The sequence below is a fragment of the Rothia mucilaginosa genome (assembly GCF_964210535.1).
Taxonomy (GTDB): domain Bacteria; phylum Actinomycetota; class Actinomycetes; order Actinomycetales; family Micrococcaceae; genus Rothia; species Rothia mucilaginosa_F.
The window spans coordinates 47,056-63,319 of record NZ_CAXOMR010000001.1; the positions used below are offsets into that span (position 1 = coordinate 47,056).

Annotated in this window: 15 protein-coding genes and 1 riboswitch; of the genes, 7 read left to right on the plus strand and 8 right to left on the minus strand. The window is 61.9% G+C overall.

Annotation, left to right across the window (positions count from 1 at the left end):
* Nucleotides 1-152: 152 nt before the first annotated feature.
* The 3 genes from AB8C10_RS00180 to AB8C10_RS00190 all read right to left on the minus strand — a co-directional run bounded on the left by AB8C10_RS00180 (nt 153) and on the right by AB8C10_RS00190 (nt 3,248).
* Nucleotides 153-851, minus strand: coding sequence for a C40 family peptidase (locus AB8C10_RS00180; RefSeq protein WP_368866453.1), 699 nt, complete (start codon nt 849-851; stop codon nt 153-155).
* A riboswitch (cyclic di-AMP (ydaO/yuaA leader) is annotated at nt 852-1,011 on the minus strand.
* A 604-nt stretch (nt 1,012-1,615) separates the two neighbouring features.
* Nucleotides 1,616-2,320, minus strand: a complete 705-nt coding sequence (locus tag AB8C10_RS00185) for a metal-dependent transcriptional regulator (RefSeq protein WP_294640533.1) — start codon at nt 2,318-2,320, stop codon at nt 1,616-1,618.
* Between the two features lie 208 nt (nt 2,321-2,528).
* Complete coding sequence (locus AB8C10_RS00190) at nt 2,529-3,248, minus strand: DUF3027 domain-containing protein (RefSeq protein ID WP_368866454.1); 720 nt, start codon at nt 3,246-3,248, stop codon at nt 2,529-2,531.
* Between the two features lie 141 nt (nt 3,249-3,389).
* Here AB8C10_RS00190 and AB8C10_RS00195 point away from each other — a divergent pair, with 141 nt between their 5' ends.
* From AB8C10_RS00195 to AB8C10_RS00210, 4 genes are all read left to right on the plus strand, one after another.
* On the plus strand, nt 3,390-3,662 hold the full coding sequence (locus AB8C10_RS00195) for a hypothetical protein (protein ID WP_368866455.1): 273 nt from the start codon (nt 3,390-3,392) through the stop codon (nt 3,660-3,662).
* 74 nt (nt 3,663-3,736) lie between these two features.
* Nucleotides 3,737-4,441, plus strand: coding sequence for a response regulator transcription factor (locus AB8C10_RS00200; protein WP_368866456.1), 705 nt, complete (start codon nt 3,737-3,739; stop codon nt 4,439-4,441).
* 1 nt (nt 4,442) lies between these two features.
* Nucleotides 4,443-5,942, plus strand: coding sequence for a sensor histidine kinase (locus tag AB8C10_RS00205; RefSeq protein WP_297605987.1), 1,500 nt, complete (start codon nt 4,443-4,445; stop codon nt 5,940-5,942).
* A gap of 317 nt (nt 5,943-6,259) precedes the next feature.
* Entirely contained in the window at nt 6,260-6,550 is a 291-nt protein-coding gene (locus AB8C10_RS00210) for a WXG100 family type VII secretion target (RefSeq protein WP_005504526.1), read from the plus strand.
* Nucleotides 6,551-6,782: 232 nt separating this feature from the next.
* Here the strand turns inward: AB8C10_RS00210 and AB8C10_RS00215 are convergent, their stop codons facing one another.
* The gene (locus AB8C10_RS00215; RefSeq protein WP_005504525.1) at nt 6,783-8,204 is read right to left on the minus strand and encodes an RNase H family protein; all 1,422 of its coding nucleotides are present in this window, start codon (nt 8,202-8,204) and stop codon (nt 6,783-6,785) included.
* 159 nt (nt 8,205-8,363) lie between these two features.
* On the opposite strand from AB8C10_RS00215, the gene AB8C10_RS00220 reads away from it, so the two are divergent.
* Nucleotides 8,364-9,365, plus strand: a complete 1,002-nt coding sequence (locus tag AB8C10_RS00220) for a 4'-phosphopantetheinyl transferase superfamily protein (RefSeq protein ID WP_368866457.1) — start codon at nt 8,364-8,366, stop codon at nt 9,363-9,365.
* A gap of 120 nt (nt 9,366-9,485) precedes the next feature.
* Here AB8C10_RS00220 and AB8C10_RS00225 read toward each other — a convergent pair whose 3' ends face one another.
* The 4 genes from AB8C10_RS00225 to AB8C10_RS00240 form a co-directional block, all read right to left on the minus strand.
* The gene (locus AB8C10_RS00225; RefSeq protein ID WP_368866458.1) at nt 9,486-10,589 is read right to left on the minus strand and encodes an isochorismate synthase MenF; all 1,104 of its coding nucleotides are present in this window, start codon (nt 10,587-10,589) and stop codon (nt 9,486-9,488) included.
* Between the two features lie 88 nt (nt 10,590-10,677).
* Nucleotides 10,678-11,445 (minus strand): SDR family oxidoreductase, encoded by a 768-nt coding sequence (locus tag AB8C10_RS00230; protein ID WP_368866459.1) that lies wholly within the window; start codon nt 11,443-11,445, stop codon nt 10,678-10,680.
* Nucleotides 11,442-12,143 carry an isochorismatase family protein gene (locus AB8C10_RS00235; protein ID WP_368866460.1) on the minus strand — a complete coding sequence of 234 codons (702 nt, stop codon included), beginning with the start codon at nt 12,141-12,143 and terminating at the stop codon, nt 11,442-11,444. Before AB8C10_RS00235 ends, AB8C10_RS00230 begins: the two co-directional genes overlap by 4 nt.
* Nucleotides 12,144-12,442: 299 nt before the next feature.
* Nucleotides 12,443-13,852 carry an FAD-dependent oxidoreductase gene (locus AB8C10_RS00240; protein ID WP_368866461.1) on the minus strand — a complete coding sequence of 470 codons (1,410 nt, stop codon included), beginning with the start codon at nt 13,850-13,852 and terminating at the stop codon, nt 12,443-12,445.
* Nucleotides 13,853-14,098: 246 nt separating this feature from the next.
* Here AB8C10_RS00240 and AB8C10_RS00245 point away from each other — a divergent pair, with 246 nt between their 5' ends.
* Nucleotides 14,099-14,626, plus strand: a complete 528-nt coding sequence (locus AB8C10_RS00245) for a mycothiol transferase (RefSeq protein WP_012902854.1) — start codon at nt 14,099-14,101, stop codon at nt 14,624-14,626.
* 212 nt (nt 14,627-14,838) lie between these two features.
* Nucleotides 14,839-16,200, plus strand: coding sequence for an MFS transporter (locus AB8C10_RS00250; protein WP_246824527.1), 1,362 nt, complete (start codon nt 14,839-14,841; stop codon nt 16,198-16,200).
* Nucleotides 16,201-16,264: the final 64 nt, after the last annotated feature.

Here is a 16,264-nt window from a genome sequence, read left to right on the forward strand (position 1 = left end):
ACGAATACCGCCGAGAACGCACCCGTCCTAAGGTGCACGCTCGGCGGTATTTTTGCGGGACTTCTTGGGTACGCAAAAAGCGCCTACCCCGTGCGGGGTGGGCGCCTTTTGAGAAGTATGTTGGGCTAGACCCAGCTTCTATGCGCTAAGGCTTAGAGAGCGGTGTAGTAGCCGTCAACGGACATCCAGGAGGTGGGGTGCACCAGGGTACCGTTGGTGGGGTTCAGAGCGGAAATCATCTTGCCGTCGCCCAGGTAGATACCAACGTGGCTGTAGCCGTTCTGGAAGACGATGTCGCCGGGCTGGGGGTTAGAGGTCGGGCGCAGCTCGTTCTTCATTGCGTAGGTGAAAGCGGTCAGCTTGATGCCGTGCTGAGCGAAAACCCAAGAGGTGAAGCCGGAGCAGTCCCATGCACCGAAGGTCTTGCCGCCCCAAACGTATGCGCCACCCAGGCCGCTCATTGCGGTTGCAACGATTGCGTCGCGGGATGCGTTACCGGTGGAAGCGGAGGAAGCTGCGGGAGCAGCGGGTGCAGGAGCTGCAACGGGTGCAACGTAAGCCTGCTGGGTCTCAGCCTGGGGTGCTACGTAGGAGGTCTCAACTGCGGGAGCAGCGGGTGCCTCGGTTGCTGCGGGAGCAACGTAGGCCTGCTGTGCCTGAGCCTGGGGTGCAACGTAGGTGGTTGCGGGGGTGTTGTAGCTGGTGTAGTCGAACTCGTAGTTGGTGTAGTCGTAGGACAGATCAGCAGCAGCGGGGATCTGTGCAAATGCGTTCGCGGGAACGGTCGAGCCGAGCAGGATTGCGCCTGCTGCGAGGGTTGCACCTGCGGTACGTACGATCTTGTTAGCCATTGGTAATTCCTCCATTGCCTGACGAGGTGAGCTGTCGGGCTCGAGCATGGATTCGCTCGGCCACCGAAGTGACTTAGCCCCGAGGCCTCTCGATTGAGAAGCCGTATCCCAGCTTGGGGATTGGGTCCCCCGCTTCTGCCATATTGGGTAGACGTTCATCGAAGCGTTGGCAGAACTCAGCGGAACCGCTTCGACGGTGCCCTCTTACGATTAGGATTTGGGCACAGAAAAGAGAATACACAGAAAACTCCCAGTTGTCACCTCTTTCGGTCTTAAATTCCGGGCTTTCACCCCCGGCGGAACAGAGTGGATTGGACCGACTAGACCCCCGTTTATTTGTGGGAGCTTAAGCGACTTAAGGCGCTTGACTAGGCATTTCACAAGGATGCACATTCGCTTTTAAGGCACCACCACCCCTTAAGGACAGGGTTCAAAACTCTTAAAAATGAGCCTCGTCTCTTAAATGTCCATTCTCAGAGATGGCTCAGATACCGGCGTTTCCCTCAGTTTCAACCTCAGATTTAAGCGAAAAACACGAAAAATGCACTCGAGCGCAGTTGCTAAAACTTTGAGAGAGGAGTATATGCGCCCGCGCACGCGACCAAACTCTGAAACACCCCGCCCGCTAGGCGCCTCAACCCGAATCCCACCGTAAGACCATATAAACCGCCGCAGACACAAAAACGGTGGCACCGCCTCCACCAAGGGAGGCGATACCACCGTTTAAAGCGTGAGCTGGGTTAGCGGACTCTCAGAACTAGAGCTTAGAGGTTGCCGCCGCGCTTGACCACAATCGCGTTTGCCACGTCCATGTCCAGGGAGAGGGTGTCTTCTTCACCGTCGGCGTGAACAATCACGTCATCGTTCTGGCCGGCAACCACGGACACCGAAGCGCCGTAGACAATACCTGCGTCAGCCAGCAGCTTCAGCAGCTCAACATCAGTCTGAATGGACTCGGGGAAGCGAGAAATGGTGAAGCGGTCCTCAGGACCGGAGTCGCGCGCAGCCAGAGACATGGGCACGGTGCGCTCGTCGTTCTTCTCGCTCACGTGGCCCAGATCCTCCAGGCCGGGGATTGCGTTGCCGTAGGGGGAGAACTTGGGGTCCTTGAGCATCTCCAGGATGCGCTTCTCCACCTTGTCGCTCATGACGTGCTCCCAGCGGCATGCCTCTTCGTGCACGTACTCGAGTTCCAGGCCAATAATGTCGGAGAGCAGGCGCTCAGCCAGGCGGTGCTTACGCATCACCTCGACCGCCTTGTGGCGGCCTTCCTCGGTCAGTTCGAGGTGGCGGTCCGGCTCAACGGTGAGCAGGCCGTGCTTCTCCATGCGCGCCACGGTCTGGGAGACGGTCGGGCCGGAGTGCTCGAGTCGTTCAGCGATGCGCGCACGCATGGGGACGATGCCCTCTTCCTCCAGTTCGAGGATGGTGCGCAAATACATCTCTGTGGTATCGATGAGGTCTGTCATGTATCTCTCCCAGCTTTCACCGCAACAGTACTTAGATAGCACTGCCTAAGTCGTTACTTAATTCAATAATCTATTATGTACTTTTTTAGCGGCTTTTGCCACGGCTTAAGTCATTGAGTCGCCCACCGAAAATCGGTGGACGACTCACAACACTTTATATATACGCTTTTGCTAGCCCGCCCCTTATTAAGAGGAGTAGGCGGCAGGCTTACTCTGCAGACTCAGCCTCGGCAGTTTCTTCTGCAGCAGATTCGTTCTCTGCAGATTCGTTCTCAGCGGACTCAACAGACTCAGCAGAGTCTGCGTTTTCCTCCACGGCGTTCTCCTGCAGGTCCTCGGGGCGAACGCGGTCAGCCCACGGCACCCAATCCGGCGCAATCAGCGCGTCGTCGCCGGGCAGCAGACCAACCTCGCAGATCGTTGCCACTCGGGAGCGAGGCGCACGCGAGAGGGTCGCAAACCAGAACCAGCCGCGGTAACCGGGCAGGGTGCACTCGAAGAGGTGAGTGCTCAGGCGTTCCTCCTCGGCGCGCACGTGGTGCACTAGGCCGATAGCGTGTGCCGGGGCGATCTCCTGAACGCCCTGCAGCGCCACGTCCTTGGCGGCGGCAAGAATCTCATCCACCTTGGAGGTGCGGCGCAACTTGTGCGGAACACCCAGGGAGGGGGCACCCACCTCTTCATCCAGCGGGGTGAAGGGGTCGGGGGTGGAGTCTTCGGTCTTCTCCGCGTTCTCTGCCGGCGCTTCTTCAGCGGCTGCTTCTTCAGCGGCCGCAGGTTCTTCGGCGTTCACGGAGGGCTGAGTCTCAGCAGGTACAGCGCTACCCTCGTCGATGCTCTCAGGCGCGGCAGAAGGCGCAACGGACTCTGCGGGCGCGTCAGTAGCGGGCGTAGTTTCGGGGAGCAGTTCAATAACCTGTTCAGACATACCCCTATTAAAGCATCTCGCGTGCACAAACAGTGCGGTCGCTCCCCTAAGCTTCACATACGCTGTGAATTTGGGTCTCAAACCGCTAAATCTGGGGCTTCGCCCACGAACAGCTGTGTGTGAGCTGATACCGTTAAATTCATGAGTAATGAACCCGTACAGGACACGCGCAGCACCGCAGACCAGGCGCCCGCGCCCCTTCCCTACGCCGGAGCCATCCGCTGGCTCGGCGCGGCAGGTGCGCTTCTCGCCCTGATTTGCCTGCTCACCGGAGTCGCCATGCTCGTGATGAAGTGGGTTGGGGCAGCGCCGCCCGCCCTCATGAGCCAGATTCCGCTGGTCCTCCTCCCCGTCGCCTTTATTGCCCTCATGACCGCACTCATTCTGTCGGTTATGCGCCGTAACAAGGCATAGATTTGAGCCGCAAGCTCACACACACATCATTCACTTATCAAGTACAGCCTGCCATTCAGAGAGAAAGATAGAGTATGTCTGCTGAAGCAAAACTCCTAGTCGTCGATGACGAGTTCAACATTCTTGAATTGCTCGCCACCTCCCTGCGTTTCGCCGGTTTTGAAGTAGTCACCGCCGGCAACGGCCGCGAAGCCCTCGAAAAGGCACACGCCGAAAACCCCGACCTCATCGTCCTGGACGTCATGATGCCCGGCATGGACGGCTTCGAGGTGACCCGCCGCCTGCGCGAAAACGGCGCCACCACCCCCGTGCTCTTCCTAACCGCGAAGGACGCCACCGAAGACAAGGTCACCGGTCTGGGTGCTGGCGGCGACGACTACGTCACCAAGCCCTTCTCCCTCGACGAGGTTATTGCCCGTATCCGCGCTATTCTGCGCCGTAGCCGCAGCATCCAGGAAGAGGACGACGCCGTACTGCGCGTCGACGCTCTCACCCTGAACGTGGACACCCACGAAGTGTTCCTCGGTGACGAAGAGATTGACCTCTCCCCCACCGAGTTCAACCTGCTGCACTACCTGATGCTCAACGCGAACCGCGTGCTGTCCAAGGCGCAGATTCTCGACCACGTGTGGGAGTACGACTTCAACGGCGACTCCTCCATCGTCGAGTCCTACATTTCGTACCTGCGCCGCAAGATCGACAACAACCGCGAAAACCACGAGCCGCTCATCCACACCAAGCGCGGTGTGGGCTACATGATTCGCGGTTCTCGAGGCTAACGTGGCGCTCAAACCCCTCGACCGGATCCCCCAGTCTCTCTCCCTTCGCACCCAGCTGGTGCTCATCACCTCCATGCTCATTGCCCTCTCCATTGCGGTGACGAGCCTGGTGGCGATTTCCGCTCTGCGCGCCCAGATGGTGCACCAGCTGGACGAAGAGATGAAGAACAGCGCCCCCTCGCTCGTGCAGCTGGCGACCGTGCGCCCCTCCGGCAATCAGGAACAATCCCTGAGCACCTACCGCCTGTACCTGCTCGATAAGGACGGCAACGTACTGTACTCGCTCAAGTCCGAGGACAGCGAACAGTTCAGCGAGCCGGCGCTACAGGGCTGGACCGAAGAGAAGGTTCGCAAGCAAAACGAGGAGGCGGTCACCGTCAACTCGGTGGGCAGCTCCTCCGATTGGCGTGTGCTCGCCGTGCCCATTGAAGCCAACGACTCTTCAGGTTTGCCGGAGGCGGCCTCCCTCATCATTGCCATGCCGCTGAAACAAACGAACCAGGTGGTCGCCCTCGTGGGCGTGCTGACCTTCGCGTTTGGTTTGGCTACTCTCGCCTCCGCGATTGCGATGACCTGGGTGATCGTGACCCGCACTTTCGAGCCGCTCGCGCGTGTGGAGCAGACCGCCGCTAAGATTGCTGCCGGCGACCTCTCGCAGCGTATTGAGGACTACAACCCCAGCAACGAGATTGGTAACCTTGCGGTTTCGCTGAACACGATGCTCGCCCAAATTGAGGTGCTCTTCAAAGCCCGCGAGAAGAGCGAAGCGAAAATGCGCCGCTTTGTGGGTGACGCTTCGCATGAGCTGCGCACCCCGCTGGTCAGTATTCGAGGCTACTCGGAACTGTACCGTCAGGGCGCTCTACCCACCGATGAGGCGGTCGCAACCGCGATGAGCCGCATCGAGTCAGAGTCCAAGCGTATGGGCCAGCTCGTGGAAGACCTGCTGACCCTGGCACGTATTGATGAGCGCCGCGAATCCAAGCTGGCGCCCTTCGACCTGTTCAACCTCGCGGTGGACGCTAGTAACGACGCCTACGCCACGGCACCCGATCGTGCAGTGTCCCTCGTGGGTCTGAACGAAGAGGTGGCACCAACCTCCGCAACCGTGCTCGGCGACGAATCGCGCCTGCGTCAGGTCGTGGCGAACCTGCTGACCAACGCCATGCGCTACACCCCCGACGGTTCTCCCCTAGAGATTGCGGTGGGCGTGCGCGAAGAGGTTCCCGGCTTCCCGCTCTCCGTGCTGGAGGTGCGCGACCACGGCCCCGGTATTCACGGTGAGGACCGCGAGCGCGTGTTCGAGCGTTTCTACCGCACCGATACTTCACGTTCGCGTGAGACCGGCGGTACGGGTCTGGGCCTGTCCATTGTGGCTGCGATTATTGAGCAGCACGAGGGCAGGATCCACATTGAAGAGACCGACGGTGGCGGCGCTACCTTCGTGATTTCTTTGCCGTTCTACCCGCCGCCCGTCTCGGACGATCAGCTGATGAAGTAACGCTACAACGCTGGATAACGCACAAGCCCCCGGACTGTAGAACTTGAACGTTCTGCGGCTCGGGGGCTTTGCTGTGCGCGTCATGGGCACGTCATTTTCGGGTGGGTTTTCGATTTTTTCGAGATGCCGGAGCGAATCTGGCGGGTTTATCCACAGATTTATCAATTCATCATTTTTTGACTCATTTGATGTATTTTGAAAGATATAGTGATAACAAGCTTCCGGTCAGGAACTCAACCCTTCCAGAGATCCACACCCCAAGCGCCACCACGGGGCAACCGCCCCACCTATCTCACATATCTCAAAGGAGAAAAACCATGGCACAGTTCAATGTCGATTCCGAAGTCATCGCAGCCAAGAGCGCACAGGCACGATCCTACGTCGCATCCATCACCGCAGACGTCAACGGTATGACCGCATCCCTGCACGACCTGCAGAGCTCCTGGACCGGCTCCGCATCCGCCAACTTCCAGGGCGTACTGGACCAGTGGCACGCAACCCAGCGCCAGGTCGAAGCATCCATCACCCAGATCAACGAGGCACTCACCCGCGCAGGCGTGAACTACGCAGACACCGAGCAGGCTAACGCCTCCATGTTCGTCGGCTAAGGGGTCAGGGCGGCAAGCCCAAAACCCCACCCGCAGCCAGGCAGCAGGCCGGGTGGTTTAAAGGTCCCGGACGCACGGCACACCGCCCGCCAGATTTGCCAGAAGGCGGCGAACATCTATTGAGAAAACCCCGCCGCATCCTCGAGAATGAGGATGCGGCGGGGTTTTATTGCACGGAAATCTTTGCGCCCAAGAGCCCATTCCTTAGGAGCTGAGCTTTAGGAGCTGAGCTTTAGGAAGCAGGGGTCTCCTGGCGGAAACGCAGACGCCACAGGCCGCGCTCAGCATCGTAATGCCAAATGCTCGAACGGCTCACGCGACCACGCGCGGTCGCAACCGCCGCCATAACCAGCACGCTGGAAGAATCCAGCACCTGCATACCCTGCTTGAGTGGGGCACCCTGCTGGGTGAAGGCGCGTTCGCGGTACTGCAGCACCGAGGAGCGGGACACCGACTTGCCGGTGGCGGTCACCCACACCAGACGCTCGTGCAGCATGGACTCCAGCTGCGGTGCCTCCATGACGGAGCCGCGGCTTTCGAGTAGCTGTTCTGCGGCGGCGGCTTCCTCGGGGTTCAGAGCGGGTGCCGCGGGTGCCGCAGGGGCAGAAGCGGGTGCGTCCTTCACGGGTGCCTCAACCTGAGCGGGCTCTACGGTCTGTGCGGGCGCCGCGGCGGGCTCTACCGCCTGCTCTTCTGCGTGCGCTTCCGTCTCGCCCAGCAGTTCCGCCGGGTCAACATCGTTCGGGTCCAGACCTGCGAACTCTTCCAGACCGGTCAGGTCATCCTCTTCTTCCGCCTGCGCGGCACTCGATGCCTGCTGAGCGGTCTCCTCCTGCTGGCGTGCCAGTGCCTTTGCGTCACGCTCAGCGGCACGCTCTGCCGCGAGCGCCAGCTGTTCCTTGCGGGTGCGGACCGCCTCCGGGTCGGGGGCGTTCACCGCGGAGGCGGGGCGCAACAGACCGGACAGGCGCAGGCTCTCCACGCCGCGCTGGGCGTTCTCGATCTCGGCTGCGGTGAATTCCTGCATGGGCAGGTGGGCGTCCGCGGAAGACTCGGAGGGCGCCGAATCAGAGAGCGCAACGTCAGAGAGGGCAGGTTCTGCAACCGGAGCGTTCACAATCGGCACTTCAACAGCCGGAGCCTCCACAGGCTCAGCCGCAGTAGTGGGTTCAGCAGCCGCACCGAAGCCGGGGCCGTGCGCGGGTTCACGGCCCTCCTGGTAGGCGCGCGCGGCACCGTTCGCCAGGGAATCCGCCTTCTCATTGAGCGCGTGACCCGCGTGGCCCTTCACCCAAATAAACTCGTAGTCGCGGCCGGTCAGCGCCTGATCCAGCGCCTCCAGAAGGTCGCGGTTGAGCACGGGCTTGCCGTCGGATTTCTTCCAGCCCTTCTTCTTCCAGCCGGGCATCCACTTGGTCAGCGAGTTAATGACGTACTGGCTATCGCAGTACACGCGCAGCTTCGCCTCCGGGCGGGATGCGGTCGCCTCGAACAGGTCCAGGACAGCCTTGAGCTCACCCATATTGTTGGTGCCGTGCGCCCAGCCGCCGCTCGCCCAGTGGTCGTCGTCGATATACCATGCCCAGCCCGCCGGTCCGGGGTTGCCCAGCGCCGAGCCGTCTGCGGCGGCAATGATCTCTTGCGTGCTGTTCACGGTACCTTCTTTCTGCGCCGCCGCTCTATCGTGCGGGCGGCTGTCCGTAATGATGTCTGTGATGACTTTACCGCACCGGCGGCGAGGGTGCGTAGCGCGCGGTCACGGCTGTGGACAACCTATAGGAGCCCACCATAGCCGGGCGGGTACACTAAACCTATGAGCTATTCTGCCACCGAAACACCCAGCGCACAGCACCCGGAGCACCCTACCGCCCGTCCGAGCGAGCGCGTGCAGATTTTCGCTCTTCCCACCCGCACCATGTACGGTTCCCTGCGTTTTAGCTGGTTGAGCTACCTGGGTCTTGCCGAGCAGCAGCATGCGGCGCAGTTGCCGACCTCCACGGCGGCGGTCAGCTACCTGAGCACTCAGGCGCTCATGCGCGCCATGGCGGCGGCTCGTCTGGATGTGCCGTCCAGTGCCGCTTCTGAGATTGAGGTGGATCGTTCCTGCACCCTGTGCACCAGCGACAAGAAGCACGGTAAGCCGCGTATTGCGGGCGTGAATTTCAATATGTCGCAGGTAAACCCGCTGGTGGTGGGTGCGTTTAGTCGTAATTCTTCGGCGGTGCTCGGCGTGGATGTTGAGACCCTGGATGCGCGCCTGTTCTCTGGTTTTGCGCGCCTAGCGCTCTCCAATGAAGAACGCTCGTTCTATGAGCGGGCGGCGCAGGAACGCCCCGCGCCCGTACTGCACCTGCTCTCGGTGGCACTGTGGACCGCTAAGGAGGCGGTGCTCAAGGCGACCGGCCACGGTCTGAGCGTGGTGCCGTCCCTGGTTCGGGTGCAGCTCACCGATGAGCTGCTGGATGCGCTCGAACTTGCCATGAACGACGAGCCGCTCGGCGAGAGTGCAGGCGATGAAACTCTGGGAGGCAATGCTTCCGAGCCGACCGCCCTGCGCGTACTGACTCAGGACAGCTTGACCGCCCAAGCGACCTTTAGCGCGCCCGCGGCTCAGGGCGGCGAGGCTATCGAGCGGAGCTTTAGCCTGCAGTGGGTACCCGTGGCACTGCCCGATGCGGAGAACCCCGAGCACGCCCAGAAGATGCTCATCGCCCTGGCACTGGAGAACCCTGCCGAGGGTGAGCCCGCGCAGGTTGAGGCTCAGCTTCTGCCGGTGGCTACTCCCCTGGAGCTCAAGCGCCTGCTCACCGATTAGTCGCGCTCAATCCCCTAACACCTGATACAACGACGGAACGCGCCCGCCATGCCAGCGAGCGCGTTCCGTCGTTTTATTCAGTCGTTGTATTCTGCCTCGTCAAGGCGTTCGTGGCAGAGCCTAAGGGGTATCCTCACCCAGGGTATCCACGCCCAGGGCGCGGCCAAAGCTACCGAGCTTCGTACCGGTCTCCGTGTGCTCCAGCTCCGGGTCGGACTCAGCCACAATACCCGCACCCGCGTACAGCACCGCCTCATCCGGGCTGACCTGGGCGCAGCGCAGCACCAACGCCCACTCGCCGTTACCCTCGGCGTCCATGTAGCCGACCAGACCGCCAAAGTAGCGGCGCTCGAAAGACTCCAGCTGGCGAATCAGCTCCAGCGCCTTCTCAGTGGGGGCACCGCAAATCGCGGGAGTCGGGTGGATCGCGCGGGCACCGTCCAGGCAAGTCAGCCCCTCCTTCAACACGCCGTCGATGGGGGTCGCCAGGTGCCACAGCTGCGGGGTCTGCAGCAACGAGGGCACCTGCGGCACGTTCAGCTCCTCGGCGATGGGTGCCAGGCGCTCCGCAATATCGTTGATGACGTAGGCGTGCTCGTGGCGGTCCTTCGGCGAGGCGAACAGACGGTCACGAATCGCTTCGTCCTCGGCGCTACCGGGCTCGGCAATGCGCGGGGCGCTACCGGCAAGCGGGTGGGTCTTGAAGGCGCGGCCCTCGGTGCGGAACACCAGCTCCGGGGAGGCACCCATCAGGTAGCTTCCGCTCATGCCGCGCTCGCCCTCGGGCAGGCGCACCGCAAAGTTGAATGCGGAACGCTGCTGGGCGCGCAGGTTGTTGTACAGTGCCTCCAGGTTGAGAGCGCCGGGTGCGTAGCGGGCGGTGAGCACACGCGAAAGCACAATCTTGCTCAGCTCACCCGCCTTCATGCGCTCCACGGCGGTCGCCACGGCGGCACGGAACCGGTCGTTCTGGCGGCCGGTCACCGATACCGGTTCGGCAAGCGCCACGGTCTGCTCGGGGACCGGCACCTGCTGCTCCTCCATGCGTTCAGGCACGAAGAGGTAGGCGGGCATATCCGGGCCAAAAGGAATCAGACCCACGACGGCGCTACCGGCGCGTTTTGCCTCGTCCAGGGCGTTATCAAAGGTGACAGGGGTCATCGCACCGGATGCGCGCAGGACGCGGGTGCCGGTGGCAAAAATAAAATCAGGAAGGTTCGTCATTGTACTTCTATCAGTGGTGTGTGGGTTCGCGCCGGAAGTACATAGAGTACAGTGCGGGCGCGGGTATATTGCGGTCACATCAGCGCCGTTAGAGGGTCGCGCCGCCGTCGGCGACAATCTCCTGCATGGTGATGTGGCGTGCCGCCTCAGAAATGAGGAAAACATTCACCGAGGCAATATCTGCCGGGTCGGCAATACGGCGCAGCGGAATGCCCAGGCGGAACGTTTCCGGGTTACCGGCAACCGGCAGGGCGGAACGGTCCTCACCCTCCCAGGCGGCGGTCACCATGGGGGTTCGGGTGGTGCCGGGGCAGACCGAGTTCACGCGAATACCGTGCGCGGCAAGCTGCAGACCGAAACTGGAGCTCACACGTGCCGCCGAAGCCTTGGACGCACCGTAGGCACCGAACTCCGCGCGGGGCACACGCGCCGCGTTGGAGGCGACCGTCACCAGGGAGCGACTGTTGGTCGGGTCGGTTTCCTGCTGGTCAATCATGATGCGCGCGAATTCACGCAGGCACAGGAACACGCCGTCGGAGTTGACCGCGTGCAGGCGCTTCCAGGTGTCGAAGCTGGTTTCCAGCAGCGGCTGGCTGTGGGCGATGCCCGCGGCGAGCACCGCGCCGGTGATGGGTTCGTCGAGTGCCGCCACGGCGTTAGCGAGGGCGGTGACGGACTCTTCGCTGGTCACGTCCACGGAACGGTAGCGGAAGAGCGCATCGCCGTAGGTGGCGAAGGAGGCAATGGACTGCTCCGCAAGATCCGCCGCAAATACCGAATAACCGTTCTTGATGAGCTGGTGGACGGTTGCCTCACCAATACCGCCGTTCGCGCCGGTCACAATGACCCAGCTCATGCGCGCGCCTCCTCAGCAGTCTCACCCTTCTCAGCACCTTCTGCAGTATGCAGGTCGGCGAGTACATCGGCGGTGTTCAGCACGCGGGCGCAACGACCCGAAGCGTACTCGCACGCCATGCGGTGCTCACCTTCCGAGAAGTCGGCGAGCGCATCGGCAACCATAAACGGCTGAATGTCACGCATGAACGCCTCCAAGGCGGTGGTTAGGCAGCCAATGTGCGCGTACACGCCGCCGATAATGAGCTGGTCGCGACCGGACTCCTTGAGCAGGTCCTCGAAGGGGCTGCGCACGAACGCGGAGTAACGCCACTTGGTCAGCACGGTGTCGCGGTCGGTGGGTGCGAGTTCGTCGAGCACGCGGGCGGACTCGTCATTCTGCAGGCCGTCGCCCCAGAAGTCGATGAGCAGGCGGCGATCCTCGGGGTTCTGGCGCGGCGGCTGCGCGGTGTAGTAGACCGGGATTCCTGCGGCGTGGGCGGCGTCAATGAGGCGGCGCAGGTTCCGAATAGCGACGTTAATCTGGGCGTCCGGGTTGGCGTTGCCCTCACCCAGATCAGCTCCTTCGAAAGCCTGGACGAAGTGTACCTGCATGTCGTGTACAAGCAGTACAGCGCGGCTGGGGTCTACGGGCCAGCTCACGCGGTTGCTGTGTTCACGGTCAATGTAGGTGTAGGGCTTGATTTTGGGCAGTGCCATGATTCTCCCGGTTCGTGCCTATGGGTTGTATGTGTGGCGCAGGTGGCACACTGTGGTGGGCGCAGTGGTGAGTGAGGCTCTCCTCCGAGGCCCTCGCACTAGCCACTCGGTCAGTGAGCTTGCGCTTATCTCATAACCATCTTAGGGCATGCTTAGCTATAGGGTATATCTGCGCCTTAACAAAAATGCTTCCCCACCCGCACCCCCGTTGACAGCACAACGGGTGGAATGGGCAGGGAAGCACTCGGACAAGCAGAAACGCTACACGAACCGCGAATTCAGGCGCGATTCTAGTCCAACTAGTTCACGGGCACCGCGACGGCAAGAACCTCATTCAGACCCTCAGTAATCGAGGGGTGAGTGTAGATTTCATCGCGCAGCTGCGAAGCAGTAATGCCGTGGCGCATCGCCAGAGCCACCAGGTTAATAACCTCCATGGACTCGATTACCAGCAGCTGGGCACCCAGAATCTGGTCGCTCTGCGCGTCAAGCACGAACTTCATGATGCCGCGCGGGTTCTCCTGGGTCTTCGCGCGCGGCATCGCGGCAACCGCGGCAACCGGCTTCGAAGCGACCTTCACCTTGTGGCCAGCCTCAATCGCCTCACGCTCAGTCAGACCCACGGAAGACAGCGGCGGGTTCATGTAGATGGTCGAAGCCACTGCCTTGCGGTCCTTAGTGGAACGGGAACCGTCACCGACCAGCTGAGAGAGCACCACGCGGTAGTCGTCCATGGAGATGTAGGTGAACTGCGGGCCGCCGTTGACGTCACCGAGCGCGAAGATGTTCGGCACGGTGCTGCGCAGGTGCTCATCCACGACAATTGCGCCACGGTCGTTGGTTTCGATGCTGGTGTTCTCCAGGCCCAGACCCTCGGTGGCGGGCTTGCGGCCGGTCGCAACCATCACATAGTCCACCTCCAGCTGCTGAGTAGCGCCCTCGGAGTCGAGGTAGGTCACGGTTACAGAGTCAGCGCCGTCCTTGAAGGACTGCACGCGCACGCCGGTATGAGCGGTAATGTCCTGGTCGGCGATAATCTCGCGGGCGACCTGGGCAACGTCCTCGTCGTAGCGGCCGAAGAGGGCGGGTGCGCCGTCCAGAATGGTAACCTCGGTACCGTAGGAGGAGAAAATACCGGCGAACTCAACGCCGATGGGGCCGCCACCGATAATGCCCAGGCGCTTGGGGCGCGGGGTGAGCTTCTGCAGCTCGGTGGAGGTGAGCACACGCTCGGATTCACGGACGCCCTCAATCGGCGGGATGACCGACACGGCGCCGGTGTTGATGATGAAGTAGTCGGCGGTAACGCGCAGGGTGTCCTCGCCCGCGGTGACCTCAACCTCGGTGTCGGAGATGAAGCGTGCGTGACCGTCAATGAGCTTAGCGGTCTCGTTGGACAGCAGGATCTCGCGGTTCTTGGCGCGCATCATACCGGTCAGCTTGTCACGGAAAACCACGGCGGACTCGTAGGCGGCGTTTGCTTCTTCAAGGCTGCGCTCGCCGCTGGCGCGGAACTCGTCGGCGCGGTGCACCAGCGCCTTGGTGGGCACGCAACCGATGTTGATGCAGGTGCCGCCGTACATGCCGGTGGACTGTTCGATGAGGGCAACGTTCTTGCCGGTCTTGGCGTATGCGCCGGCGAGGGTCTTGCCGCCCTTACCGAAGCCGATGACGACCATGTCAAAGTGCAGCTGAGCGGGGGTGGGCATAGTGTTCTCCTGTGGGATTTAGATGATGATGTCTTCGCAGAGTTCAACGGGAAGAAATGATAATTATTCCCGCGCGCCGCATTTTTCTTGCCCCCCAATTCATGCCCCAACCACCGCCAGGACATGAGCAAAGCCCCTATCCCCTCCTCTGCAGCCACCCCTCAACCCGTGCGGGCGTAGACTGAAACTACCCGGCTCCCAATGAGAAGCCAGCCTACGAGAAGCCAACATTTTCAGGAGGATTCCATGAAAACTCACGACATTCTGCGTGACGCCGCCAGCCGCCCCGGCATCGAGGCCGCCGTAGCCGTCAAAGGGCTATCAGCGGAGGCGCTCAACGCCCACCCGTGCGGGCACCCGAACTCTATCGCCTGGCTGCTCTGGCACGCCGGACGACAGATGGACATGCAGCTTTCTGCTCTGAACGGTCAGCCGCAGGTCTGGGAGGCTCAGGGCTTCAGGGAACGTTTCAACCTGGGCGAGCTTGGCGACACCATAGGTTACGGCCACACCCCCGAGCAGGCACGCTCCATCGTGGTTGCAGATTCTGCCCTGCTGGTGGAGTACCTTGTGGCAACCGGCGAGGCGCTCGCGGCCTACGCGCAGACGCTGAGCGAGGCTGATTTGAGCGAGGTTATTGACCGTTCGTGGACTCCGGCGGTGACTCGCGGTGTGCGCCTGGTCAGCCTGATTGACGACGCAGCCCAGCACGTAGGCCAGGCGGCGTACGCGGCGGGTATTCTCGCGGCACAGGATTTCGCGGCGCAGGGATAGAATTTCACGCCCGCTAGAGGGGAACGAAAAAGCGGTGGCGCCTCGGACACAACCAGCCCGAGACGCCACCGCCCGGTTGCGGGCAACCCCGATAACACCGCGAGCAGATAATATTTCGGCGAGAAGATAACGGACTGTTATCTGCTCGCGCATCTTGTGTCTTGTTTCGCCTCGGTTACAGCGTTCTTACCCGTGATAGAATCCACAGTATTATGAGACGCACCACAGACCCTTCGCCTGAGCACCCTGAATCACCTGCGTCGCGCATTCCAACAAACACACCAGACGCGACCGCAAAACCCACATCAGCAACGCCGCTGAACGCACGCGGGCAGCTCACGCTCCTGACCGCGCAGGTTTCTGATGCTCTTGCGTCCAGTATCCAAGCTATCGCCATGCCCCTGCTGACCTACGGCGCCACCGGCGACCTCGCCCACTCCGCTATCGTCATGGTCGTCGAGGCAGTCCCCGTCATCCTCTTCGCACCATTCGCAGGCGCTATCGCCGACAAATTCAACCGCAAAACCCTCACCGTCAGCTTCAGGCTCGCCAGCGCCGCCCTACTCATCGCATCCCCAGCCCTCTACGCCGCCGCAGGACTACCCGCCTTCCTCACCATCGCATTCCTCGTCTCAACCTTCGGCACCTTCTCATCCCCCGCAGCCTCCGCCGCCATGCCCTCCCTGCTCGGCGACGACTACCAAAAATACATGGCACGCCGCGGCAGCCTCATCTTCCTCGCCCAAACCCTCGGCCCCACCATCGCAGCCGCCGTCGCATCCTTCACCACCCCAGCCCTCGCCGTCGGATTCGCAGGCACCCTCAACCTGCTCGCTGCCCTCACCGTCGCCACCATACGCAACTACGACCTCACCCACGCCGAACGCACCGCCACCGTGCAGGAACACCACACCGGCAGACTCCTGCGCGAAGGCGCCGCCTACACCGCACACAACCCCATCGTGCGCGGTATGCTCACCTTCTGGTTCCTCTCCATCGCCGCCGTACCCATCACCACCCTGCCCATGCTCGAATACCTCACCCGCGGCCTCGGGCACGACTACACCGCCTTCGGAATCGCAACTTCCGTCTACGCCGCCGGATGCGTGATCAGCTCCTGGCTTTCAGCCAAACTCGGCGTCGGTACAGGCGCCGGGCGGGTGCGTATGACCAAACGCGGGTGGATGTGCATCTCCGGACTCGGCTACGGCGCCGTTTGTCTGAGTATGGGACTACACCCGGCGCTGTGGGCGGTACTCGTGCTCTGGTTCATCTGGGGCATGTTCTACGGACCCGAAGAAGTGCTCGGGCAAGTCCTCTTCGCAGACGCTATCGACGAACACATGCGCGGGCGCGTCTACAGCTTCATGGGTGTGGTTTTCTCCCTAGCGGGTATGGTCGGGTACCTCATCACCGGATGGGCGGTACCAGCGTTCGGCGCGATCAACACCATTGTTACCGGAGGGGCACTCTTCATCATCGCCACCGTATTCACGTTCATTCTCGGCCCGACTGCGCGAGCGATACGGGCGCAGGAATCGCGGAATGAGGCAAAGAGCCGTGCGGGTGCATGACTGTGCTCTGTATATCGCCTCGGGGCATCATCGCCTCACCTCCGCCACGTTGCGGGCAACCCTG

What these genes read in the sequence shown, in the direction of transcription:
- AB8C10_RS00180 (WP_368866453.1), bottom strand. Translation starts at nt 851, where the DNA reads ATGGCTAACAAGATCGTACGTACCGCAGGTGCAACCCTCGCAGCAGGC.
- AB8C10_RS00185 (WP_294640533.1), bottom strand. Translation starts at nt 2,320, where the DNA reads ATGACAGACCTCATCGATACCACAGAGATGTATTTGCGCACCATCCTC.
- AB8C10_RS00190 (WP_368866454.1), bottom strand. Translation starts at nt 3,248, where the DNA reads ATGTCTGAACAGGTTATTGAACTGCTCCCCGAAACTACGCCCGCTACT.
- AB8C10_RS00195 (WP_368866455.1), top strand. Translation starts at nt 3,390, where the DNA reads ATGAGTAATGAACCCGTACAGGACACGCGCAGCACCGCAGACCAGGCG.
- AB8C10_RS00200 (WP_368866456.1), top strand. Translation starts at nt 3,737, where the DNA reads ATGTCTGCTGAAGCAAAACTCCTAGTCGTCGATGACGAGTTCAACATT.
- AB8C10_RS00210 (WP_005504526.1), top strand. Translation starts at nt 6,260, where the DNA reads ATGGCACAGTTCAATGTCGATTCCGAAGTCATCGCAGCCAAGAGCGCA.
- AB8C10_RS00220 (WP_368866457.1), top strand. Translation starts at nt 8,364, where the DNA reads ATGAGCTATTCTGCCACCGAAACACCCAGCGCACAGCACCCGGAGCAC.
- AB8C10_RS00225 (WP_368866458.1), bottom strand. Translation starts at nt 10,589, where the DNA reads ATGACGAACCTTCCTGATTTTATTTTTGCCACCGGCACCCGCGTCCTG.
- AB8C10_RS00230 (WP_368866459.1), bottom strand. Translation starts at nt 11,445, where the DNA reads ATGAGCTGGGTCATTGTGACCGGCGCGAACGGCGGTATTGGTGAGGCA.
- AB8C10_RS00235 (WP_368866460.1), bottom strand. Translation starts at nt 12,143, where the DNA reads ATGGCACTGCCCAAAATCAAGCCCTACACCTACATTGACCGTGAACAC.
- AB8C10_RS00240 (WP_368866461.1), bottom strand. Translation starts at nt 13,852, where the DNA reads ATGCCCACCCCCGCTCAGCTGCACTTTGACATGGTCGTCATCGGCTTC.
- AB8C10_RS00245 (WP_012902854.1), top strand. Translation starts at nt 14,099, where the DNA reads ATGAAAACTCACGACATTCTGCGTGACGCCGCCAGCCGCCCCGGCATC.
- AB8C10_RS00250 (WP_246824527.1), top strand. Translation starts at nt 14,839, where the DNA reads ATGAGACGCACCACAGACCCTTCGCCTGAGCACCCTGAATCACCTGCG.